General features: G+C 70.2%; 19 protein-coding genes. 10 read left to right on the top strand and 9 right to left on the bottom strand.

What is annotated here, in order from left to right:
* Nucleotides 1-207: 207 nt before the first annotated feature.
* Both QRN19_RS16490 and QRN19_RS16485 read left to right on the top strand, forming a co-directional pair.
* The gene (locus tag QRN19_RS16490) at nucleotides 208-612 is read left to right on the top strand and encodes a RidA family protein (RefSeq protein WP_064293914.1); all 405 of its coding nucleotides are present in this window, start codon (nucleotides 208-210) and stop codon (nucleotides 610-612) included.
* Between the two features lie 240 nt (nucleotides 613-852).
* Nucleotides 853-1,743 carry an EamA family transporter gene (locus QRN19_RS16485; RefSeq protein WP_285028270.1) on the top strand — a complete coding sequence of 297 codons (891 nt, stop codon included), beginning with the start codon at nucleotides 853-855 and terminating at the stop codon, nucleotides 1,741-1,743.
* Between the two features lie 45 nt (nucleotides 1,744-1,788).
* On the opposite strand, the gene QRN19_RS16480 is transcribed toward QRN19_RS16485, so the two are convergent.
* From QRN19_RS16480 to uxaC, 4 genes are all read right to left on the bottom strand, one after another.
* Entirely contained in the window at nucleotides 1,789-3,522 is a 1,734-nt protein-coding gene (locus tag QRN19_RS16480) for a NosD domain-containing protein (RefSeq protein ID WP_285028269.1), read from the bottom strand.
* Between the two features lie 193 nt (nucleotides 3,523-3,715).
* On the bottom strand, nucleotides 3,716-4,954 hold the full coding sequence (gene manD / locus QRN19_RS16475) for a D-mannonate dehydratase ManD (RefSeq protein WP_285028268.1): 1,239 nt from the start codon (nucleotides 4,952-4,954) through the stop codon (nucleotides 3,716-3,718).
* A 52-nt stretch (nucleotides 4,955-5,006) separates the two neighbouring features.
* On the bottom strand, nucleotides 5,007-6,527 hold the full coding sequence (locus tag QRN19_RS16470; protein WP_285028267.1) for a mannitol dehydrogenase family protein: 1,521 nt from the start codon (nucleotides 6,525-6,527) through the stop codon (nucleotides 5,007-5,009).
* A 5-nt stretch (nucleotides 6,528-6,532) separates the two neighbouring features.
* On the bottom strand, nucleotides 6,533-7,951 hold the full coding sequence (uxaC, locus tag QRN19_RS16465) for a glucuronate isomerase (protein WP_285028266.1): 1,419 nt from the start codon (nucleotides 7,949-7,951) through the stop codon (nucleotides 6,533-6,535).
* Nucleotides 7,952-8,133: 182 nt separating this feature from the next.
* On the opposite strand from uxaC, the gene QRN19_RS16460 reads away from it, so the two are divergent.
* The 5 genes from QRN19_RS16460 (at nucleotide 8,134) to QRN19_RS16440 (ending at nucleotide 12,826) form a co-directional block, all read left to right on the top strand.
* Complete coding sequence (locus QRN19_RS16460) at nucleotides 8,134-8,946, top strand: sugar phosphate isomerase/epimerase family protein (RefSeq protein WP_285028265.1); 813 nt, start codon at nucleotides 8,134-8,136, stop codon at nucleotides 8,944-8,946.
* A 46-nt stretch (nucleotides 8,947-8,992) separates the two neighbouring features.
* Nucleotides 8,993-10,090, top strand: coding sequence for a Gfo/Idh/MocA family protein (locus QRN19_RS16455; protein WP_285028264.1), 1,098 nt, complete (start codon nucleotides 8,993-8,995; stop codon nucleotides 10,088-10,090).
* A complete protein-coding gene (locus tag QRN19_RS16450; RefSeq protein ID WP_285028263.1) occupies nucleotides 10,087-10,971 on the top strand; it encodes a sugar phosphate isomerase/epimerase family protein in 885 nt (294 codons plus the stop codon). The genes QRN19_RS16455 and QRN19_RS16450 overlap by 4 nt, the downstream gene beginning before the upstream one ends.
* A gap of 86 nt (nucleotides 10,972-11,057) precedes the next feature.
* Nucleotides 11,058-12,128 carry a LacI family DNA-binding transcriptional regulator gene (locus tag QRN19_RS16445; protein ID WP_285028262.1) on the top strand — a complete coding sequence of 357 codons (1,071 nt, stop codon included), beginning with the start codon at nucleotides 11,058-11,060 and terminating at the stop codon, nucleotides 12,126-12,128.
* 173 nt (nucleotides 12,129-12,301) lie between these two features.
* The gene (locus tag QRN19_RS16440; protein WP_285028261.1) at nucleotides 12,302-12,826 is read left to right on the top strand and encodes a GrpB family protein; all 525 of its coding nucleotides are present in this window, start codon (nucleotides 12,302-12,304) and stop codon (nucleotides 12,824-12,826) included.
* 103 nt (nucleotides 12,827-12,929) lie between these two features.
* On the opposite strand, the gene QRN19_RS16435 is transcribed toward QRN19_RS16440, so the two are convergent.
* Both QRN19_RS16435 and QRN19_RS16430 read right to left on the bottom strand, forming a co-directional pair.
* Nucleotides 12,930-13,916 (bottom strand): helix-turn-helix transcriptional regulator, encoded by a 987-nt coding sequence (locus QRN19_RS16435; protein ID WP_285028260.1) that lies wholly within the window; start codon nucleotides 13,914-13,916, stop codon nucleotides 12,930-12,932.
* A gap of 95 nt (nucleotides 13,917-14,011) precedes the next feature.
* Nucleotides 14,012-15,511 (bottom strand): glycoside hydrolase family 36 protein, encoded by a 1,500-nt coding sequence (locus QRN19_RS16430; RefSeq protein WP_285028259.1) that lies wholly within the window; start codon nucleotides 15,509-15,511, stop codon nucleotides 14,012-14,014.
* Nucleotides 15,512-15,719: 208 nt separating this feature from the next.
* Here QRN19_RS16430 and QRN19_RS16425 point away from each other — a divergent pair, with 208 nt between their 5' ends.
* Entirely contained in the window at nucleotides 15,720-16,868 is a 1,149-nt protein-coding gene (locus tag QRN19_RS16425; protein WP_285028258.1) for an ROK family protein, read from the top strand.
* A gap of 28 nt (nucleotides 16,869-16,896) precedes the next feature.
* On the opposite strand, the gene QRN19_RS16420 is transcribed toward QRN19_RS16425, so the two are convergent.
* The gene (locus QRN19_RS16420) at nucleotides 16,897-17,955 is read right to left on the bottom strand and encodes a Gfo/Idh/MocA family protein (RefSeq protein ID WP_285028257.1); all 1,059 of its coding nucleotides are present in this window, start codon (nucleotides 17,953-17,955) and stop codon (nucleotides 16,897-16,899) included.
* Nucleotides 17,952-18,833: a sugar phosphate isomerase/epimerase family protein gene (locus QRN19_RS16415; RefSeq protein WP_502928294.1), complete on the bottom strand. Its 882-nt coding sequence runs from the start codon at nucleotides 18,831-18,833 to the stop codon at nucleotides 17,952-17,954. Before QRN19_RS16415 ends, QRN19_RS16420 begins: the two co-directional genes overlap by 4 nt.
* Nucleotides 18,834-19,119: 286 nt before the next feature.
* On the opposite strand from QRN19_RS16415, the gene QRN19_RS16410 reads away from it, so the two are divergent.
* Entirely contained in the window at nucleotides 19,120-19,815 is a 696-nt protein-coding gene (locus QRN19_RS16410; protein WP_285028256.1) for an HAD hydrolase-like protein, read from the top strand.
* A 54-nt stretch (nucleotides 19,816-19,869) separates the two neighbouring features.
* On the opposite strand, the gene QRN19_RS16405 is transcribed toward QRN19_RS16410, so the two are convergent.
* Nucleotides 19,870-20,319, bottom strand: coding sequence for an SRPBCC family protein (locus QRN19_RS16405; RefSeq protein WP_285028255.1), 450 nt, complete (start codon nucleotides 20,317-20,319; stop codon nucleotides 19,870-19,872).
* A gap of 82 nt (nucleotides 20,320-20,401) precedes the next feature.
* Here QRN19_RS16405 and QRN19_RS16400 point away from each other — a divergent pair, with 82 nt between their 5' ends.
* On the top strand, nucleotides 20,402-21,022 hold the full coding sequence (locus QRN19_RS16400; protein ID WP_285028254.1) for a TetR/AcrR family transcriptional regulator: 621 nt from the start codon (nucleotides 20,402-20,404) through the stop codon (nucleotides 21,020-21,022).
* The last annotated feature ends 91 nt before the right edge of the window (nucleotides 21,023-21,113 follow it).

Raw genomic sequence — 21,113 nt, 5'->3', positions numbered from 1 at the left:
CCGAACTCGGCTACGTACCGCCGGCGCCCGCCGAGGCCCCCGCGACCGCCTGACCCCCCGTCCGTCCCGTTCCTGAGCCCCCCCCCCCCCCCACCAACCCCGGTCCCTGAGCCCCACCATCCGGTCTCTGACCACCTACTCCGGTCCCTGACCACCTACCCCGGTCCCTGAGCTTGTCGAAGGGCCACCAACCGAAGGACACACCCCATGACCGAACGCACCGCCATCTCCACCACCGACGCCCCGGCTCCCGCGCACACCTTCTCCCAGGGGGTCCGCAAGGGCAACTTCGTCCAGGTCTCCGGCCAGGGCCCCGTCGACCCCGCGACGAACGAGTACCTGTTCCCGGGCGACGTCGCCGCGCAGACCACCCGCACCCTGCAGAACGTCGAGGCGATCCTCGCGGCGGGCGGCGCGACCTTCGACGACGTCATGATGCTGCGCGTCTACCTCACCAAGCGCGAGGACTTCGCGATCATGAACGACGCTTACGGCGAGTTCGTCGGTTCGCGGGTGAAGGGTGGCGTCCTGCCCTCCCGCACCACGGTCTTCACCGGCCTTCCCCGCGAGGAGATGCTCGTCGAGATCGACGCCATCGCCATCGTCGACTGACGCGGGTTCATTCGCCCAAATTCGGGCGACCGAGTGTTCGTTCGCCCAGAACTGGGCGAGCGGACACGCCTCGCCGGGAGGCTGGTAGCGTGGTGCGCGATAGCGCCTAGGGTTCCGGAGCGACAGCTCGACTGGTCCGAGCGGCGCCACGGCCGGCGGCCAGCCGACGACCGTCATCTGACAGGATAAAAGCCCGGAGGACCCTGATCGTCGCGCCCGCGAGGATCGGAAGGGTCTCACGTGTCTCTGCTCGCCGTCACCATCGTCCTCGCCGCCGCGGTCTGCCATGCGGCGTGGAACATCGTCGCCCACGGTGTCAGCCGGATCGGCATGCCGTTCCTCTGGTGGGGAGCCGTGTCGAGCACCGTGCTGTGGGCGATCGTCATCCCGTTCACGGGCGGGCTGGGTACGGGCGACCTCACCGGCTTCGCCATCGGCGTCGTGGTCTCGGCCGTGCTGCACTACGTCTACATGCTCGTGCTGCAGCGTGGCTATGCCAGCGGACGCCTCTCCACCGTCTACGCCACGGCACGCGGCACCGGCCCGACGATCAGCGTGATCATCGCCGTCCTCATCCTCGGCGAACGGCCGTCGTTGCTCGCGCTCCTCGGCGTCGCGGCGATCGTCGTCGGCGTCGTCGCGATCGGGTTCGTCGACCGCGGGAGCGACCCGGCACCGGTCACCGTCGACGTACGCGCCACCCGTCGACGCATCGACCCCGCGGTCGCCTTCGGACTCCTCACCGGGGTCGCGATCGCGGCATACACGATCTGGGACGCGCACGCCGTCCGCACCTGGGGCGCCTCCCCGGTCGCATTCATGGTCGGCTGCACCGCGGTCGAGGTCGTGCTGTTCTCCGGTTCGCTCGGCCGGCGGGCACATGAGCTGCCGGCGGTGCTGCGCGCGCACTGGCCGCGCATCCTCGCGTTCGGGGTGCTCTCGCCGATGTCATACATCCTCGTGCTCGTGGCCATCACGATGGCACCGGTCGCGCTCGTTGCACCGATGCGCGAGGTGAGCGTCATCCTCGTGAGCCTGTTCGGCGCACTCGTGCTCCGCGAGGGCCGACCCGTCCGCCGGATCGCCGCGGCGACCGTCGTCGTGATCGGCGTCGCCCTCCTCGCGGGCTGATCACCGGACACCCGGGCGCCGGCGCGGACCACCGCGACGACCGCCTCAGGTGACCTTCACCGAGCGCCAGGTGCCCTGGTCGTTCACCCAGAGCAGCCCGTTGCCGACGAGCAGGTCGCCCGTCCCACCACCGGCCGGGCGCGCGGTGCCCATGTGCCTGGTCGTGACGTAGCTGGTCGCGGGCTGCGCATTGATATGGGCACTGCCGGACACCGAGAGATGGTTGGCCGCGACCATGGAGCGGCCGGTGGACCCGTAGGTGTCGATCCCGGTCGCGCACGCGAGAACCGTGTTGCCGACGATGGTCACCCCGCCCGTCGAATTGGTGACGGCGAGCCCGATCCGGAACCCCTCCACCCGGTTGCCGGTGACCTGCACGGCTCCGGCACCCTGATGCTGCACCCCGTACCCGCTGGCCTCACCTGCACCGAGGAGCGAGTTGTCGGCGACGACGAGGTCGCTGCTGAGATACGAGACGACGCCGCCCGCGGTCCCGCTGGGCGTGGTCACGCTGAGCCGGTTGCCGACGACGAGCGGCCGGATCGCGCGTTGCAGCACCACCCCACTCGGACACGTGCCGCCGGCGAGCCGGATGACGTTGTCGGTGATCACCGTGTCGGTCGAACCGACGGGCGTCGTGGTGTCGCCCGAGGGCATGGTGGCGTCCTGCAGGCGGATGGCAGCGGAGGCGACGCCGCGGATCTCCATCACGTTGCCGTCCACCACCGTGGCCTCCGCGCTGCGGTAGACCATGATCGGCCCGCGCGACGGACCCCAGACCGACCCCTGGTCGTCCTCGGCCGCCCGCGTCCAGCGCACCGTGTTGTTGGAGATCCCGGTCGAGCGCGTGTCGATCGCGGCGATGCCCCACCAGGTGCTCCCGGTGACGGTGTTCCCCGACACGGTGGCGTGCGACACCGCCTCCAACGCGATGCCGCGGCGGAACGGACCGCTGACGACATTGTCGTTGATCGAGAACATCGCGTCGGGGTAGAGCCCCGGGTCGACCTCGTAGTCCGACAGGCCCTCCGCGTGAATGCCGATCCGCGCGTCCGTGCCGGCGAGCGCGTTCACGACGTTGCCGGAGACGAGCGCACGCGCACCCCAGATGGTGATGCCGTCACCGCGATCCTCGCCGGCCCTCGACGTCGAACCGCGTCCACCGCCGACGCCGACGATGTCGACGATGTGGCAGTTCGTGACGATGACGCCTTCGAACTCGCCGGTGGGCTCGTTCACCACGCCGTTCTGGAAGCCGACGACCCGCACCCCGTCGACGATGACGTCACTCGTCCGGATGTCGATGCCGATGTTGCGCGCACCCGTGGCGGAACCGAGGTGGTTCGGGTTCGTGAGGCGCACCTCTCGCACGGTCGACCCCGGAGCGGTGATGCGAAGGCCTGGGGCGTTCGTGATGCCGGCCGTCCACCGCAATTCGCCGCTCCCCCGCAATGCCAGCCGACGGTCGAGCAGGAGGGTCGCGTCGAGGGCGATGGCGGCGCCGCCTGGGACGATGATCGTGCTGCCGTCCGGCGCCGCGGACAACAGCGCTTGGACCGCGGTCGTCGAGACGGTCGCGCCGGTCGGATCGATGCCGTCACCGGCCAGGACGATCGTGCCGTCGTCCGCCGCCTGCGTCGAGGGCGCTGCCGGATCGGCCTCGGTGGGCGTCTCCGGGGCATCGGGTGTAGGGGCGGGAGGCTCGGGTGACGGGTCTGGTGTCGGCGACGGGGCAGGGTCGGGCTGGACCTCCGGTGGCTGGGTGTCGTCGCTCGTCATCTGCTCCCCCGAACCGTCGTGCGCGTCCTCGTACCGCACCACGGTAACCCGCTGGAACCTGAAATACCAGAGGCGCTTGGGTGACGAGGTTGTGACACGAGCGCGCCCCTGTGACGTGAGCGCGGGCCTCCGGAGGGGCGCGCTCACGCCACAGGGGCGCGGTCGGGTCAGCGCACCGCGCTGGCCGCAGGGGTCACCAGTCGTGGACGGTGCCGTCGGCGAGGCGGTTGTAGGGCAGGTAGGCGCGCTGGTACGGGTACTTGCCCGCCTCGTCGACGTTCAACTCGACACCCAGGCCAGGTGCTTCTCCCGGGTGCAGCATGCCGTTCTCCCAGGTGTAGGACTGCTGGAACACCGCGTCGGTCTTCTCGCCGTGCTTCATATACTCCTGGATGCCGAAGTTGTGGATCGACAAGCCGAGGTGCATCGCGGCGGCCATCCCGACCGGGGAGATGTCCGTCGGTCCGTGCATGCCCGACTTGATCTGGTACTGCGAGGCGTAGTCGAGCACCTTCTTCAGATGCGTGATCCCGCCGGTGTGCGTGACCGCGCTGCGGACGTAGTCGATGAGCTGCTCGCGGATGATCTGCTGGTAGTCCCACACCGTGTTGAAGATCTCTCCGATCGCCAACGGCGTCGTCGTGTGCTGCCGCACGAGGCGCAACGCCTCCGGGTTCTCCGCCGGCGTGCAGTCCTCCAACCAGAACAGGTCGTACGGTTCGAGGCTCTTGCCGAGCTTCGCGGCCTGGATCGGCGTCATCCGGTGGTGCCCGTCGTGCAGCAACGGCAGCTCCGGACCGAACTCGTTCCGCACCGCCTCGAACACCGTCGGCAGGTGACGCAGGTACGACCGGGTGTCCCAGTCCTCCTCGTTCGGCAGGCCACCGCGCTGCGCCGGCTCGTGGTCGTAGCGGACACCGGTGTTGCCCTCGAACGTCGCGTTGGAGGCGATGCCGTAGATCGACTTCAGCCCCGGCACCGCCGTCTGGATGCGGATGGCCTTGTAGCCCTGCGCCTGATGCTCGCGCACGCTGTCGAACAGCTCCTCGTTCGTCTTGCCCGACGCGTGCCCGTAGGCGAGCAGCCCTGTCCGGGACGCACCGCCGAGCAGCTGGTACACCGGCATGCCCGCGGCCTTGCCCTTGATGTCCCACAGCGCCATGTCGACCGCCGCGATCGCCGCCATCGTCACCGGGCCCCGCCGCCAGTACGCCGAGCGGTACAGGAACTGCCAGGTGTCCTCGATCCGCGACGCATCGCGCCCGAGCAGCAGCGGCACCACATGCTCGGTCAGATACGCCACCACCGCGAGCTCGCGCCCGTTGAGCGTCGCGTCCCCCAGGCCGGTGAGGCCGTCGTCGGTCGTGAGCTTGAGCGTCACGAAGTTCCGGTCGGGACTCGTGACGATGACCTCGGCCTTGTCGATGTTCATGGGTACTACTCCTTCGTGCGTTGCGGCCGATGTGGCCGGGGTGGTTCCGGACTCAGGGGGACCGGGAGGGGTCGTCAGGGGTGGGCCCTTCGACAGGCTCAGGGACCGGAAGAGGGCTCTCAGGGACCGGAAGAGCAAGCTCGTCGACCAGGTGCTCCACCTCGGTGACGAGCGTGGAACCGTCGTCCGGCTCCGAGTCGAGGAGGCGGGGGTCGATCAGGCGAACGAGCGCCACGGTCCGCTCCCGACCCCGGAACCGGAGCGCCTCGGTGACGGCGGCACCGCTCGCGTCGCCTGGGCGGTCGTCGCCCTGCACGGCCGCCACCCACGCGGCGATCACGCGCAGGGACCCGGTTCCCGGCCGACCGGCGGCCCGTTCCGCCAGGAGGGTCGACACGATCCGCACCCGCAGTTTCGTGACCCCCTCGAGGGCGATCTGCTGCAGTCGATGCTCGATGCGCGCGTTGCCGAAGCGCTCCAGGAGGGCGGTGCGATACGCCGTCAGCCCGAGGTCGTCCGGCAGGTGGCGCTCCGTCTCGTCCCAGTACTCCTCGACCCAGGCCCGGCACTGCTCGTCACCGACCGCCTCGGCGACCGTCGCATGACCGCGCAGCGGGCCCGCGTAGGCGAGGAGGCTGTGGGCGCCGTTGAGCAGCCGGAGCTTGCGTTGCTCGTAGGGTTCGAGGTCGTCGACGAACCGGGCACCCGCGGACTCCCACGCCGGCCGCCCGGCGGGGAAGTCGCCGCTCAGCACCCAGTCGGTGAAGGGCTCGGTGACGACGGGAGCGGCATCGCTGAATCCGGTGAGCGTCGTGGCCGTCACTTCGTCGGCGGTCGTGGGACGCGGGGTGATGCGGTCGACCGAGGACGAGACGAACGAGACCTCGTCATCGATCCACCGAGCGGTCTCCGGGCGGACCCGGTCGGCGAAAGCGAGCATCGCGCGACGGACGAGCGCACCGCCGTCGGCGATGTTGTCGCAGGGGACGACCGCGATCGGACCGGCCCCTGCACGACGACGCGCTTCGAGGCCGAGGAGCAGTCTGCCGAGCGTCGTCGTCGGTCGGGCGTCGCGGAGGTCCGCCCGCTCGGCGAAGGCCTCGGACAGCAGGGCGACGTCATGCTCGACCGCCGGATCCGACGCGTCCGGCCTGCCCTCGGCATCGAGCCGGTACCCGGACTCGGTGACGGTGAGGGTGACGATGGCGGTGGTCTCGGCGGCGAGGAGGTCGTGGAGTCGTGCGACCTCGGTACCGTCCCGCGCCTCGACGATCGAACCGACGATCGTGGCAGCGTCACCGTCCGCCGATCGCTCGACAACCGTGTAGAGGCAGTCCTGGGCATCCAGGTCGACGGCGGCCTGCGGACTCCGACCGGTGAAGGCGGCGATGCCCCACTCGTGATCGGGGTCGACGAGCTGGGTGTACCAGGCTTGGTGGGCGCGGTGGAAGGCGCCGAGTCCGAGGTGGACGATCCGGACCGGTGCCGATGGGAACTCGGGCAGCCGCACGCGGGACAGACGCGGGACCGCCTCGTCCCCCGGCCCTCCGGCAGCGCTGTCGACGTTCGTCACGGTGCTCACAGCTTGAACACCCGTCGTGGCTGGTCGACGACGAGGTCGAGGATGATGCGTTCGGCCGTCGCCTGGTCGATGCGCCCCTCCCGCACGAGTCGCGCGAGGAAGGACGCGTCGAGGCGCCGGGACATGTCGTGTCGGGCGGGGATCGACAGGAACGCCCGCGTGTCGTCGATGAAGCCCGATCCGCGCGAGAACCCGGCCGTCTCCGTGACGGCGGACCGGAAGCGCAGGACGGCGTCGGGCGCGTCGAGGAACCACCACGGTGCGCCGATGAAGACACTCGGGTAGAACCCGGCGAGCGGCGCGATCTCCCGCGAGTAGCTCGTCTCGTCGACGCTGAAGAGGACGAGGTGGAACCCCGGAGCCGTGCCGAACCGCTCCAGCAGCGGACGCAGTGGGCGGACGTAGTCGGTGCGGACCGGGAGGTCGTGCCCGGTGTCCGGTCCGAAGCGGGCGAGCGTCGGCGCGTGGTGGTTGCGGTGGACACCGGGGTGCACCGTCATGACGAGGCCGTCCTCGACGCTCATCCGGGCGCTCTCGAACAGCATGTGCGCGGCGAAGCGCTCGAGGTCGGTGGCGTCGGCGGTCCCCGACAGGGCGCGGTCGAACAGCGCTGCGGCGTCCGCCTCGTCGAGTTCGATCGTGAGGGGCTGCGGGACACCGTGGTCGGCCGACACCGCCCCGTGCTCGATGAAGTGGCGACGGCGCCCGGCGAGCGCCTCGAGATAGCCGCGGTAGCTGCCCTCCGGCGTCCCGTTCCAGGCGGCGAGCGCCGCGACCCGCTCCGCCCAACCGGCCGTCGACGGATCGAGGTACGCGTCGGGGCGGAAGGTCGGCAGCACGCGGCCGCTGAAGGTGGGGTCCGCCGCGAGGGCGGCATGTGCGGCGAGGTCGTCCATCGGGTCGTCGGTGGTCGCGAGCACCTCGATGCGGAAGTGGTCGAACAGCGCACGGGGACGGAACGACGGCGCCCGGAGTGCGTCCTGGATCGCGTCGAAGAGCCGATCAGCGTTCGCTCCGTCCGGCTGCTCAGTGACACCGAACTGCTCACCGAGGATCGAGCTCAGCCAGTACCCGGAAGCGGTGCCGGCGTACAGGTGCCAGTGCTCGCAGAAGCGTCGCCAGGCGTCCCGCGGCGCGGCGACGGCACCACCCTCCGCGAGGTCGGGCACACCGACGTCCGCGAGGGAGAATCCGGCGGCGTGCAGCAGGCGGGTGACGTAGTGGTCGTGCCGGAGGAACAGCTCGGTGGCGTTCGCGAACGGGGTGTCCTCGACGAGGATCGCCGGATCCACGTGTCCGTGCGGCGAGATGATCGGCAGGGCCTCGACCGAGCGGTAGAGCGCCCTGGCGACGTCGCGCGTCCCCGGGTCGGCGGGGAGGAGGCGGTCTGGATCGTTCTGCAGCGTCGTTGGCACGCCTCCATTGAAACCGGGACTGAACGACCTGTCAACCGATTGCCAAAGACGAGTGGCAATCGTTTGCCAGGGTGATGACCGTCTGCCAGACTGATCCCACTTCCGCCTGACCCGTCGTGGTCGAGCACAGCTCGAACGCTTCAAAGCCGCGAGGAGTCAACCCGCTATCACAGGAGATCGCAGTGGCAGGCAGCGTTCGTAACGGCATCCCGACCGCCCAGCGGCACCCACTCACCGGGTACGGCGTGATCGTCGCCTCCGAACGCATCCCCGGTGCGTTCGCCTCCGGAGCCGACTACGCCGAACCGACCATCGTCGGCAACCTCGTCGTCGCCGACGGAGCCGGGTGGATGCGCCATCCCGACTACGACGCGAGCGTCCGACGCGGCTCGTTCGCCATCCTGTTCCCCGGCGACCTGTCACTCGCCGACCCCGGCTTCCCGTCGGAACGCGTCACCGCGTACCTCGACGCCGTCATGCCGATCATCGGTTCGGTCTCGGAGCCCGGCGCGAAGATCGTGTTCGGGAGCGGGACGGCGCGCACCATCCCCGCCGGGGTGGACGTCACGGCCGCCCGGGCGAGGTTCGCAGAGGTCGTCGTCGAGACGCGCGACGCGGCAGAGCGGAACGGACTGCAGATCGTCCTCGAACCACTGAACCGGGACGAGTCGAACCTGCTCAACTCGCTCGAGGAGACGGTCGCCTTCCTCGACGAGATCGGGATCGACCGCGTGCCCGTCGTCGCCGACCTCTTCCACATCATGCTGGAGGAGGAGCCGCTCGACGTCGCACAAGCCCTGGGTGCCCGCATCGGTCACGCCCACATCGCCGACACCGACCGTCGGCCACCCGGCCAGGGCGACTGGCCGCTCACCGGGTTCATCACGGCCCTGCGTGACGGCGGCTACGACGGCCCCATAACCGTGGAGTGCCTCTTCGAGGATTTCGAACCGGAGCTCGAAGCCGCCCTCGCAGACCTCCGTCAGCTCGCCTGAGCCGGCACCGACCCACCCCACGCACAGAACTGGAGCGAACCCCCGCATGTCCCGACCGCACCGCATCGCCATCGCCGGCGCCGGCATCATCTCGAAACAGCACGGCATCGTCATCGACCAGCTGCGCGACGAGCTGGAACTCGTCGCCGTCGCCGACCCGGAGCTCGCGAAGGCGGAGGCCCTCGTCGCCGAGCGCGGCGGACGGGCGTTCACGACCCTCGCGGAGGCGCTGGCGCAGACCGACCCCGACATCGTGGTCGTCTGCACGCCCACCGGGCTGCACGCCGACCTCGCCATCGAGGCGCTCGAGGCCGGCAAGCACGTCATCATCGAGAAGCCGGCAGACGTCACCGTGTCGCGGACGGACGACATCATCGCCGCCCAGGAGCGCGCCGGCACCGTCGTGACCGTCATCTCCCAGCACCGCTTCGACCCGTCGACGGAGATCGTCCTCGCCGCCGCCGAACGCGGAGACCTCGGGCGCATCACCTCGGGCATCGCCTCGGTCGACTGGTGGCGCGGGCAGAGCTACTACGACTCCGGCGACTGGCGCGGCACCTGGGCGCTCGACGGCGGTGGTGCGCTCATGAACCAGGGCGTGCACACGGTCGACCTCCTGGTCGCCCTCCTCGGACGCCCCGTCGAGGTCTTCGGGTACACCGCGCTCCTCGCCCACGAGCGCATCGAGACGGAAGACGTCGCGGTCGGTGTCGTCCGCTTCGCATCCGGCGCGCTCGGCGTCATCCACGGCTCGACGGCCGTCTACCCGGGCCTCGTCGCGCGGCTGCAGGTCCACGGTGACCGCGGCTCCGCGGTCATCGAGAACGACCAGCTGACGTACTTCCACTCCACTCCCGCGGGGGTGGAGCGCGCCGAGGCCTTCTTCGGCTCGCAGGGGAAGGACACGAACCAGGCGGCGCAGTTCGCCGACGAGACGCAGGCGGGCTCGAGCGTCGCGGGACAGATGTCGGACGCGCACCTGCACCAGTACCGGAACGTGCTCGCAGCGATCCGCGGGGAGGAGCCGCTCCGGGTGACCCTCGCGGAGAACCGCCAGGCGATCTCGATCATCACGGGCCTCTACGAATCCGCGCGGACGGGTCAGCCGGTCCGCCTCGACGCCGCGGCGGCGGTGACCCGATGAGCGCGCAGCGGACGAACCGCGTGGCGGCGAACCCCATCCCGTACTGGAGCGCCCGCGGCAAGACCCGCGAGGTGTTCGAGGAGGCCTTCGCCGACTTCCAGCGCATCGGCTTCACCGCGGTGAAGGCCGACATCCCCGAGGGCATGACCGCGGACGAGTACCGGACGTGGATCGACGGCTACGGGCTCGCACCGTCGCTCAGCCTCTTCAGCAGCGCGTTCGACGAGACGGTCGACCTGGCCGAGGTCCTCGAGGCGGCGAAGGCGTTCGGGGCGGCCCAGGCCTCCCTCGGACTCGACCGCACGATGATCTCCTCGATGGCGATCCCGGCCCGCATGGCGACGCCGGCCATCGGCGCCGACTTCTCCCAGGAGCGTCTCGACCTGGCGATCGAGAACGCCGGCCGGACCTGCGAGGTCCTGCTCGCCGAGGGGATCCGCCCCCTGCACCATTCGCACGTCGGTGGCGTCTTCGAGACCGAGCACGAGATCCGCAGTCTGCTCGACACCCTCGGACCGGACCTGATCGGGTTCGGACCCGACACCGGACACCTCCGCTGGGCGGGAGCGGACCCGGTCGCGATGATCACCGACTACCGCGACCGCGTCGGCGGCATCCACATCAAGGACGTCTACGCCGATCACCTCGACGGCGCAGCGGACGGCTCGCTGAGCTACCACGAGACGTCGCAGACGAAGCGGCTGTGGGCGGAACCCGGGCTCGGTGTGCTCGACTTCGACGCGATCGTCGCGGCGATGCCCGATGACTACGACGGCGACTACATGATCGAGGTCGACTTCCCGAGCGTCGAGAGCGTCTACGAGTCGCACCGCCTGTCGTACGAATGGGCCAGCCACGCACTCGATGTCGCGACCCGCTGACCAGGCCGACTTGAGCCGTTCCGCCGAGGCCGCGGCAGTACGATGGCTCAGGTCGCCGAGGGCGGCGATCGAGAGGAGCGGGGCCCATGAGCACCTCTGACGCATCCGCTGAGACGGTCGCTCCCGAGCCCGGAACACCCGAACCCACGGCGGGGGTCGCGAAGACGAGACGCGCTGCGACGATCTACGACATCGCGCAGCTCGCCGGGGTCAACCCGTCGACCGTTTCTCGGGCGCTGAGCCGTCCTGGCCGCATCAACGAGAAGACGGCGCAGAAGATCCACGACGCCGCCAAGCAGCTCAACTACGTGGCGAACCCCGCCGCCCGGGCGCTCCCCACCGGGCGCACCGGCACGCTCGGCCTCATCGTCGCCGACATCACGAACCCGATGTTCTTCGACGTCGTCCGCGGCGCGGAGCGCGAGGCCGCCGAACGCAACTACACGCTCGTGCTCGCGGAGTTCAAGGAGTCGGCGGAGATGGAGCTGCTGACCGCCAGGCGGCTCATGCCCTCCGTCGACGGGCTCATCCTCGCGACCTCGCGGCTCCTGCCCGACGACGTCCGCGCGCTGGGCCAGGAGAAACCCGTCGTCGTGATCAACCGTCAGGTCGACGAGGTCGACAGCATCGTCGCGGACATCGACCCGGGCCTCACCGAGGCGATCGACCACCTCGCCGCCCTCGGGCATCGCCGCCTCGCGTTCGTCTCCGGCCCCGATCGGTCCTGGATGTCGCGGCATCGGTGGAGCCGGACGCGGGAGCTGTGCGCCGAACGCGGCATCGAGACGGTGCGGGTGCCGTCGACGCAGCCCGACATGGCCGCGGGGAGGGCGGCGGCCACGGCCGTGCTCGAGACGGGCGCCACCGCCGTCCTCGCCTACAACGACCTCCTGGCCATCGGCATCATGCTGGAGCTGCGCTCACGAGGCGTCGAGATGCCCGCCCAGCTGAGCCTCATCGGCTTCGACGACATCTTCGGTTCGGACTTCACGACACCGGCACTCACTTCGATCCGGAGCCCGCACATCGCCTCCGGCTCCTACGCCGTGCGCACACTCTTCGCGCATCTCGGGGGCACAGACGTGCCGACCATCACCGACCTCGCGACCACGCTCATCATGCGCGAGTCGACCGCCCCGCCGCCGGCCACGGGCTGAGGCGCTGGCGCCCTTCGACAGGCTCAGGGACCGGAAGAGGTAGCTCAGGGACCGGAAGAGGTGACTCAGGGACCGGAAGAGATGACTCAGGGACCGGAAGAGGTGACTCAGGGTCCGGGAAGGGCTCAGGAGCGGCCTCGCGCGGGGACGGACCGGCGGGTACGCTCGATCCGATGATCGAGCTGAGCCCGCACCGGACGGAGTGGGCGGCGGCGTTCCGACATGAAGCGGCGCGGCTCTCGGACGTCCTCCACGGGCGCGTCGACGCGATCGAGCACATCGGGAGCACCGCCGTCCCGGGCCTCGTCGCCAAGCCGATCGTCGACCTCGCCGCGAGAGCGACGGCAGCCGGCGACCCGTTCGCCCTCGGACCGCTCCTGGCCGGGCTCGGGTACGAGCCGAACGCCGCGGGACCGAAGACGCATGCCGTGTACGTCCGCTCGGAGGGAGCCCGTCGCACGCACATCCTCCACGTGTTCGACTCAGACGCGTGGGAGCACTGCAACCAGCGGCTGTTCCGGGACAAGCTGCTGCACGATGCCGCCGCCCGGCATCGCTACGGAGCGCTCAAGCACCGGCTGGCCGCGACCGACGACGGCCGGGCGTACACTGCCGCGAAGCTCCCGCTCATCGAGGAGCTGTTGAACGAGGAGCGGACGAGCCGGGGGCTACCGCCGACCACGGCGTGGGACAAGTAGGCACTGCCCTTCGACAGGCTCAGAGACCGGCGAGGCTCAGAGACCGGGCGAGGCTCAGAGTCCGGGCGAGGCTCAGGGATCCGGCGCTGGCGCTGGGGAGACGTCAGCCTCGGGAACGCGGGTGGGTTGCGCCGCGGCTCGACGCGAGGGTGACACTCGGGTACTCGCCGAAACGACCCGTGTAGGTCGCCGCGAATCGGCCGAGATGGGTGAAGCCCCACCGCCTGGCCACCTCGGCGACCGTGGCGAGGCCCGGTTCGGCATCCCGCAGCTCCTGCCGGACGCGATCAAGCCGGATCGATCGCAGGTAGTCGGTGGCCGTGATGTCGTACTCGCGACGGAACGCCGCCTGCAGGCTGCGTAGGCTCAGCCCGGCTGCCGCGGCGATCTCATCGGTCCCCAGGGGGCGGTGCGCGTTCGCGATCATGAACTCCACCGCGGCGCGCGTCTTCCGACCTGGCGGAACGGCCAGGTCCGATCGCGGTCGCAGAGCGAGGTGGGGGAACGTCTCGAGGAGGGTGACGGCGGCGGCACGGTTCGCCTCGGCGCGCAGCACCGCGGAACTGCCCTCGTCGTAGACGACCCGGGCGACTGTCGCCACCGTCTCGGTCCAGCGCCGCAGGGCGTCGCCCGACGGACGGAACGTCGTGTCGAACCGGATCGGACCCACCGACCCCTCGGTCTCCCCCGCGATGCCCTCGAGATACGCGCCGCCGAAGTGCATCATGTTGAGCCGGTAGTCGATGAGGTCGAACTGCGCGGGGCGGTCATTCGCGAACATCGCCGGCAGGCCCTGCTCGAACGTCATCGGCGAGCCGAGCAGATCCGAGACACCCTCGCCGCGCGTGAGCCAGGAGACGATGTACTCGCCCTGGGTGAGCGAGGCCCCGGTGATGCGACCCTCCACCTGTGACGCACGCAGCGACAAGTCGTCGTCGCCGATGGAGGTGAAGCGGTATCCGAACGCGTCGGCGGTGGGCTCGACGGTCATGCGGCCGATGTTGTACGCGGCACCGTACAGCTCGCGTGCGTCGTCGACGTCACTCCCCGCGGCCTCGAACCGCTCCGCCGACCCTGGTTTCACGCTCATCCTGCTCAGAATCTCACGGCTGCGCCGCAGCTCCACTTCCGGGCGGTCAACGTTCGTTTATCGGATAACGCCGGGTCGCCGCCTGGCGCCAGGCATCACCCGACGTACGAGGTGTCGGAGCGGGCCTCTCCCGCCACGACCGCCGTCAGGTCGACCTCGCGGCCGTCGAGCCGGAAGGTGAACCGCCCCGTCTGCTCGACCGTCGGCGTCTCGGTGAGGTACTGGCGGAGTTCGGCGCGTTCGCTCTCGTGCAGCCAGACCACCGGGTCGGAGGTCGACTTGAACTCGAGGATGGCGGCGACGTCCTGGAGCATGCGACGTTCGACGGGGTCGAGGAGGTTCCGGGCACTGCGGAAGTAGACGGCGTCGGGGTCGACCTCGTAGACGTCTTTGAGCCAGACGCGGTTGACGGAGTCGACGATCGAGTTCCACGCCCCGACGCCCGACGGATCGCCGACCCGTTCGGCGTTGTCCCAGAACGGACCGACATCCGGCCCCACTCGCGCGCCGTCGAACACGCCGATGGACGGGATCATCGGAACGCCGCAGCCGAGCAGGTACACGTCGTCGCCGACGGTCTCCCTGATGAACGAGATCGCGTCCCGATAGGCGGTCTCGCGGTGGATGTCCTGGTGCCGCCGACCGGTGACGGCGCCCGCGTACATGAAGTCGAGCTTGAGGTAGCTGAAGCCCCACCCGGTGACGCGCTCGAAGACCTCGCGGAGGTGGTCCTGCACCTCCCGCTGCGTGGTGTCGAGTGAGTAGTAGTGGGAGTTCCAGTTGTAGCCGGTCGCCAGCGGCCGGCCGGCGTCGTCCTGCACGAGGAGGTCGGGGCGCTCCCGCGCGATCGTGGAGTCGGGCAGCGCGATCATCGGTGCGAGCCAGAGCCCCGGGCGGAACCCGGCTTCGGTGATACGCCCGGCGGTCGCCTGCATGCCCGACGGGAAGTCCGGGCCGGCCGTCCAGTCGCCCACGATCGGCTCCCAGCCGTCGTCGAGCTGGAACACGTCGAAGGGGTACCCGGTGAGGTCGGCGACGGTGCGGGCGACCAGCTCCTCGTCGATGCCCTCGTAGTAGGAGTACCAACTGCTCCAGACGCGACCGGCGCGCTGCGAGCGCCGCCCGAGTCGTTCGGACAGGATCGCCGCATAGTCGGCGAAGGCCTGCTGCTCCGGTCCGCACGTGACGAACCACTCGGCTTCGTCGGTCTCGCTCCGCGCCCAGATCGTGTTGCGGTCGGCACCGACCCGGGGGTTGCCGAGCCCGAGGGTCCCGATGAGCAGCACGGTGCCGTCGGGTCCCTCGATGGCACCGACACCACTGCCGGAGTGGAGGTGCGGGGTCTCGTTGACCGCGTCGTCGGCGGTGAGCAGCCGGTCGGGGCTGTCCTTGATGCCGATGGTCTCGCCGTCCGTGGTGGTCCACCCGCTCGGGCTCCACGAGTTCCAGCCGTGCCGGTAGAAGCCGGTGTCGCCGAAGGGGTGGAGGAGCGCGAGCGGACCGGCGGGTACGACGAACCCGGTGCTGGTGGCGGTCGGTTCGCCGGCGACGTTCGCGGGGATGCGGAGGTCACCGAAGGTGAAGGTGTGCAGCATGGCCGACTTTCTGTGTGAGTGGGCGCGCGCTCGGAGTCGACGCGGGTTTCCCGACCACCGCCGCGGGGCTGCCGCGGGTAGAGTCGAGGAGGCGGAGTTAATACTGCAACGTGCCGTGAAAAGTCGCAAGAGGGGAAGAGGAATGCCTCGAGAGGCGATGGTGGAGACATCCGGCGGATCGATGGGCAGTCGGTCGTTGCTCCGGAGGATGAACTCGCTCGGTGTACTGCGCGCCCTGCTCGCGGCGCCGCTCACCCTGCGGAAACTGGCGGACGCGTCCGGGTTGTCTCGGACGGCCATCGACGCGATCGTGACGGACCTCGTCGAGATGGGCTGGCTCGAAGCCGTCGAACGCGCCCCGGCATCCCGGATCGGCAGACCCGCCACCGCCTTCCACGTGCGGGCCGGACTCGGCCACCTCCTGTCGCTCGACATCGGCGCGAACCACATCCACGCCGTCGTGTCCGACCTCGCCGGTGCCGTCCTGGGCCGGCGCACCGCTCGCCTGCCCGAGGACACCGGTGCGCCCGAGCGCATCGCCCTGGCACTGGCGACCGGCGATGAGGTGCTCGGCACCCTCGGCGTCACCCGTGGATCGGTGTGGATCGTCGCCGTGGGATCCCCGGGCGCGATCGGCCGGCACGGCGAGGTACTGCACTTCGGCGGGACCGGTCTCCCGGACTGGGTCGGGCTGAACCTGCGCGAACGGTTCGAGCAGGAGTTCGACGGGGCCGTCCTGGTGGAGGGCGACGTCGCGCTCGGTGCCCGCGCGGAACTGACCGTCGGCGCGGCACAGGGCCACCGCGACGTCGTCTACCTCCTCTGCGGCGTGCGCACCAGCGCGGCCTCCATCGTCGACGGCAAGGTGCATCGCGGCGTGCACGGTGCGGCAGGGATCGTCGGTGAGATGCCCGAACTCCGGTGGTACCGCCTGAACGAGCGGTACGGCGAGTCGGTGCTCGGCTCGCCACGGCCGTCCCGCGAGGAGATCTTCGAGGCGGCTCGCGCCGGGGATCGGAGCGCCCTGACGGCGATGGACGAGTTCGCCGACGACCTGGCCACCGGCGCGGCGGCGATGGTCCTCGCTCTCGATCCAGACCTCCTCGTGGTCGGCGGCGGCAGCGCGCCGGGCGCGGACGTCTTCCTGCCGCGCTTCATCCGCACCCTCGGCGAGATCTGCCCACTGCCACCGGACGTGGTCGTCTCCTCGCTCGGTTCGGAGGCGGTGGCGATGGGTGGCGTCAGCCTGGCGTCCCGACACCTCGACAGCGCCCTGGAGGCGGCGGTCCGTGACTCGGAGCGGTTCCCCGACCCGGCCGGAGCACTGCAGCTCGTCAAGCGGACCGCAGCGTCCTGAGCCATCGCCGCCCGCGACGGGTGGTGGTTCAGCGACCGTCGAGCTGCGCGGCGAGGACCGACGTCACTTCGCGGCGCTCGGGGATCGCCGCGTCGTAGACGTCCTGGATCACGTCGAACGCCTTCCGCGCTTCTGCGGGGTGGAGCCAGAAGGCGCCCGGTTCGTCGAGCCCCGCGTAGAAGTCCTGGATCAGCCGCTCATGGGAGACGCCCCAGTAGGAGCGCGCTCCGCTGGCCGTCACACGTTCAACGGTGGTCTCGACGCGCCCGTCGGCGAAGCGCGCGGTGAGTTCGGCCCCCAAGCTCAGCGTGCCCAGCTCGCAGACGACGTCGATCCTCACGGGCAGGTTCGCGACCCCGGCGACTGTCGCGTAGACCGTGCTCGTCGCGCCACCGGCGTGCACGATGCGCAGCTCGGCCGTGTCCTCCACCTCGATCGTCGCGGCGAGGGCACGGGTGGCGATCGACCCCGTCGCCTCGAGCGGGTCGCCGACCAACCACTGCACGAGGTCGATCGTGTGGATCGCCTGGTTCATGAGGAGTCCGCCGCCGCCGGTCTCCCAGCGACCGCGCCACGGGCGATCCTCGTAGTAGGCCGCCGTCCGATGCCACGGCACGACCGCCGAAGCGCCGAGCACTGCGCCGAGCTCGCCGGAGTCGAGGAGTTCCTTCGCGCGCTCCGCGGGCCGGTTGTAGCGGTTCTGGAAGCACACGGCGATCTTCGCGCGGCTGTGCTCCGCCGCAGCCAGGAGCCGCTCGGCTTCCTCGCGCGTGTGAGCGAGGGGCTTCTCGAGGATGACGTCGATCCCGCGCTCGAGTGCCCGGATCGCCTGGTCGGCGTGCAGGTGGTGCGGGGTGCAGATGTGGACGACGTCGGGTCGTGCCTCGTCGAACAGCCGGTCGAGCTCGGTGAAGCCGGGGACACCCGTCGCAGCCGTCGCCGCATCGAGCCGGTCGGCGTCGACGTCGCACACCGCCACGAGCTGCGCACCGGGGACCGTCTCGATCGCCGCGAGGTGGAGGGCGGCGATGTCGCCGCACCCGATCACGGCGACGCGACGGAGGACGGGTGCGGGCCCGCGAGTCATCGCAGCTCGATCCCCAGCTCGTCGGTGAGCCTCCGGAAGGCCCGGGCGGCCACGCCGAACGAGGCGGGACCGGAGAAGCCGCCGAGCGCGTGGGTGTCGGAGAGGTGCGGCTCGAGCGAGGCGAACCCGGCGTAGCCGTCGTCGCGCAACGCGGTCAGCGTCTCGCGCAATTGCCCGTCGCCCTCGCCGGACGGCACGACCTGCCCGCTCTCGGCGACCGCGTCCTTGACCTGCAGGTAGTCGAGGTACGGGCGCAGCATCGCGTAGCCGTCGTCGAACGGGGCGACGCCCACCTGGACGAAGTTCGCGTTGTCCCAGGCGAGGCGGAGTGCCGGCGATCCGACGGACTCGACGAGGTCGAGGATGCGCTCCGGGACGTCGCCGTAGATGTCCTTCTCGTTCTCGTGCAGGAGCACGACCCCCTCACGTTCGGCCAGGTCGGCGAGCAGGCGCATGCGGACCAGGACGTCGTCGCGGGTGGCCTCCACCGGCACGCCCTCGCCGCGGAAGAAGGAGAAGATGCGGATGTTCGAGGTCCCGAGGGCGTGTGCAGCGGCGATCGCCCGCGCGAGGCGGGCGACCTCCAGCTCGGCGTCGAGGGCCACGTCGACCTTGCCGATCGGCGATCCGATGGCGGACACGCCCATGCCCGACCGCTGCAGTTGCGCACCGAGTCGGGCGAGCTGGTCGGCGTCGAGGTCGATGATGTTGACGCCCCACGCGCTCCGGACCTCGATGTGCGATGCGCCGAGTGCCTCGAGCACGGCGATCTGCGTCGTCGGGTCGGTGTCGATCTCGTCGCCGAAGCCCGACAGGGTCCAGCTCACCGGGTGTTGTGCATTCACGTGCGCTTCCGCCTTCGCGTTCGTCCTCGTCATCGGGAACCAGACAGTCGGGCTGCCGGCCCTGTCAGCCTACGGCTCTGGCAACCGGTTGACAACCCTCCCCGGTGGTGCGGCCAGCGCGGTGCGCTGACGCGAGCGCGGGGTACAGACTCGAGCGCGCCCCTCCGGAGACCCGCGCTCTCGCACCAGCACCGCGCTGAGGCCGCGACGCGCGCACTCACGCCCGGACACCCGCGCTCACGCCGCCATACCCGCGCTCACCCCAGCGCACCGCGCTGGGCATGAACCCGGGCCGAGGGGTCGCCCTAGGATGGAGCGTGTGACCGATCTCTACCTCGCGAGTACGACCGTGTCCTTCCACCGCAGCTGGTCCTGCGTGCTGTTCGATCTCGACGGCACGATCGTGGACTCGGCTCCCGGCATCATCTCCCGCATGAAGACGACCCTGGCGAACGTCGGTGCCGTCGTGCCGTCCGACGAATCGCTGCTGCGTTGGGTCGGGCCGCCGCTGCTCGACTCCTTCCGCGATTTCGCGGACATGGACCCACTGCAGTCGCAGCTCGCCCTCACCGAGTACCGTCGCCAGGTCGCCATCGAGGGCGCCGAGGTCGGCACCGCGGTGTTCCCAGGCGTCGCCGGGCTGCTCGCGCGCATCTCCGAGGCCGGGATCCCCATCGGGCTCGCGACCTCGAAGCCCGAGTCGCAGGCGAACACCATCCTCGACCACTTCGGCCTGAGCCAGTACTTCACCGTCGTCACGGGCGCCTCCGAGGACGAGGTCCGCAGCAGCAAGGCCGACGTCGTCGGTGAGGCCGTCCGGCGCCTCACGGCCGCTGGCGTCGACACGTCCCGCACCGTGCTGGTCGGCGACCGCCTCCACGACATCGAGGGAGCGGCAGCGCACGGGATCCCGACGATCCTCGTCGAGTGGGGCTACGGCTCGCCGGCAGAGGCCACCGGCGCCCTCGCCGTCGTCCACTCGATCGACGCCCTGTCGAACCTCATCACGGGCTGAGCGACGGGGCGAGCGCCGAGGCGCACTCCGACACCCGCACCTCGAGCAAGGTGCTCACGACAGCGCCCGGTGATACGCCTCCAAGACCGGCGGCAGCCCCTCGGTCAGCATCCTCTTCCGGACGTTGCCGAGCAGCCTCGACATGAAGAAGCCGCCGATCCCGGTGAAGCCGGTGTGGTGCCAGGTGAAGCGGGTGCCGTCAGGCGTCGCCTCCAGGCGGTAGGTCACGTCGGTGACGTCGTCGGTGTCCGCGTCGCCATTCCACGTGTAGTGGAGCGCCGCGGGCGCATCGACGGAGACCACCTCGCAGTGCACGACCCCGTCCCAGCCGATCGTCGGTTTGCCGACGAACCGGAACGGCGTCCCCGGAACGGGCGCGAAGCCCTCCGGCCGGCCGCCCTGCCCCGTCGTCGTCCAGCGCGCGACCTGTTCAGGCTCGGTCAGGACAGCCCAGACCTCCTCGATGGGATAGGGGTACTCGCGGACCACGGTGTATTCGGTCATGTCGTTCACCTTTCACGTCAGAAGCCGCCAGCCTACCTATCGGTAGGTAGTTAATCTACCGCGCGGTAGGTACGATGGGGGCATGAGCGAGCACCAGGACACGGTCGTGCGAAGCCGTGGTGGCGCACAGACCCGCGAGGCGGCCAGGCGAGTGGCACTGCGACTCTTCACGGAGCAGGGCTATGAGGCGACCTCGCTGCGACAGATCGCGGACGAGCTCGGGATCAACAAGGCCTCGCTGTACTATCACTTCGACGGCAAGGAGGCGATCGTGCAGTCCTTGCTCGATCAGCGCGGAGACGAGGCGGAGGACCTCCTCGACTGGGTTCGCGACCAGCCTGCGACCCCCGCCCTCCTCGCCGAAGCGGTGACCCGATGGGTCGATTCCTTCACCGCCGAGAAACTGCAGGGCATCCGGTTCCTCTCCGCGAACCCCCTGCTCTTCGCCGGCCTGGCACACGACGGCGACGAGCCTCGCGTCGGCACCGGCCTGTCCCAACTCGCAGACGACCTGGGCCGACTGCTCCCCGACACGAACCCCGAGTCGGTGGTCATGCTGCGGATGGCGTTGCTGTCCATCAACGCCGCCGTCTCGGCCGCGGCGAACACGGACGCGACCGACGCCGCCATCATCGCCGCAGCCCGACGGACGGCGCGGGTCATGACCGACGCACTGCTCCACCCCGGGCCACTCGATCGCTGACTTCGTCCGGACTACCACCCGGGCGGTTCCTGAACAGGAAGGTCTGGCTTCACCGACACCTGCTCACTAGGGTGTTGACCATCCAGAGGAG

It is taken from the genome of Plantibacter sp. ME-Dv--P-122b, assembly GCF_030209375.1.
GTDB lineage: Bacteria > Actinomycetota > Actinomycetes > Actinomycetales > Microbacteriaceae > Plantibacter.
The sequence above is the reverse complement of the archived record's forward strand: the minus strand, read 5'-3'. Positions and strand labels throughout refer to the sequence as shown.

Coding starts and splice junctions, on each gene's coding strand:
- QRN19_RS16455 (WP_285028264.1), top strand. CDS start 8,993: ATGTCCCGACCGCACCGCATCGCCATCGCCGGCGCCGGCATCATCTCG.
- QRN19_RS16450 (WP_285028263.1), top strand. CDS start 10,087: ATGAGCGCGCAGCGGACGAACCGCGTGGCGGCGAACCCCATCCCGTAC.
- QRN19_RS16415 (WP_502928294.1), bottom strand. CDS start 18,833: ATGACGAGGACGAACGCGAAGGCGGAAGCGCACGTGAATGCACAACAC.
- QRN19_RS16445 (WP_285028262.1), top strand. CDS start 11,058: ATGAGCACCTCTGACGCATCCGCTGAGACGGTCGCTCCCGAGCCCGGA.
- manD (WP_285028268.1), bottom strand. CDS start 4,954: ATGAACATCGACAAGGCCGAGGTCATCGTCACGAGTCCCGACCGGAAC.
- QRN19_RS16480 (WP_285028269.1), bottom strand. CDS start 3,522: ATGACGAGCGACGACACCCAGCCACCGGAGGTCCAGCCCGACCCTGCC.
- QRN19_RS16490 (WP_064293914.1), top strand. CDS start 208: ATGACCGAACGCACCGCCATCTCCACCACCGACGCCCCGGCTCCCGCG.
- QRN19_RS16425 (WP_285028258.1), top strand. CDS start 15,720: ATGAACTCGCTCGGTGTACTGCGCGCCCTGCTCGCGGCGCCGCTCACC.
- QRN19_RS16405 (WP_285028255.1), bottom strand. CDS start 20,319: ATGACCGAATACACCGTGGTCCGCGAGTACCCCTATCCCATCGAGGAG.
- QRN19_RS16440 (WP_285028261.1), top strand. CDS start 12,302: ATGATCGAGCTGAGCCCGCACCGGACGGAGTGGGCGGCGGCGTTCCGA.
- QRN19_RS16435 (WP_285028260.1), bottom strand. CDS start 13,916: ATGAGCGTGAAACCAGGGTCGGCGGAGCGGTTCGAGGCCGCGGGGAGT.
- QRN19_RS16430 (WP_285028259.1), bottom strand. CDS start 15,511: ATGCTGCACACCTTCACCTTCGGTGACCTCCGCATCCCCGCGAACGTC.
- QRN19_RS16420 (WP_285028257.1), bottom strand. CDS start 17,955: ATGACTCGCGGGCCCGCACCCGTCCTCCGTCGCGTCGCCGTGATCGGG.
- QRN19_RS16400 (WP_285028254.1), top strand. CDS start 20,402: ATGAGCGAGCACCAGGACACGGTCGTGCGAAGCCGTGGTGGCGCACAG.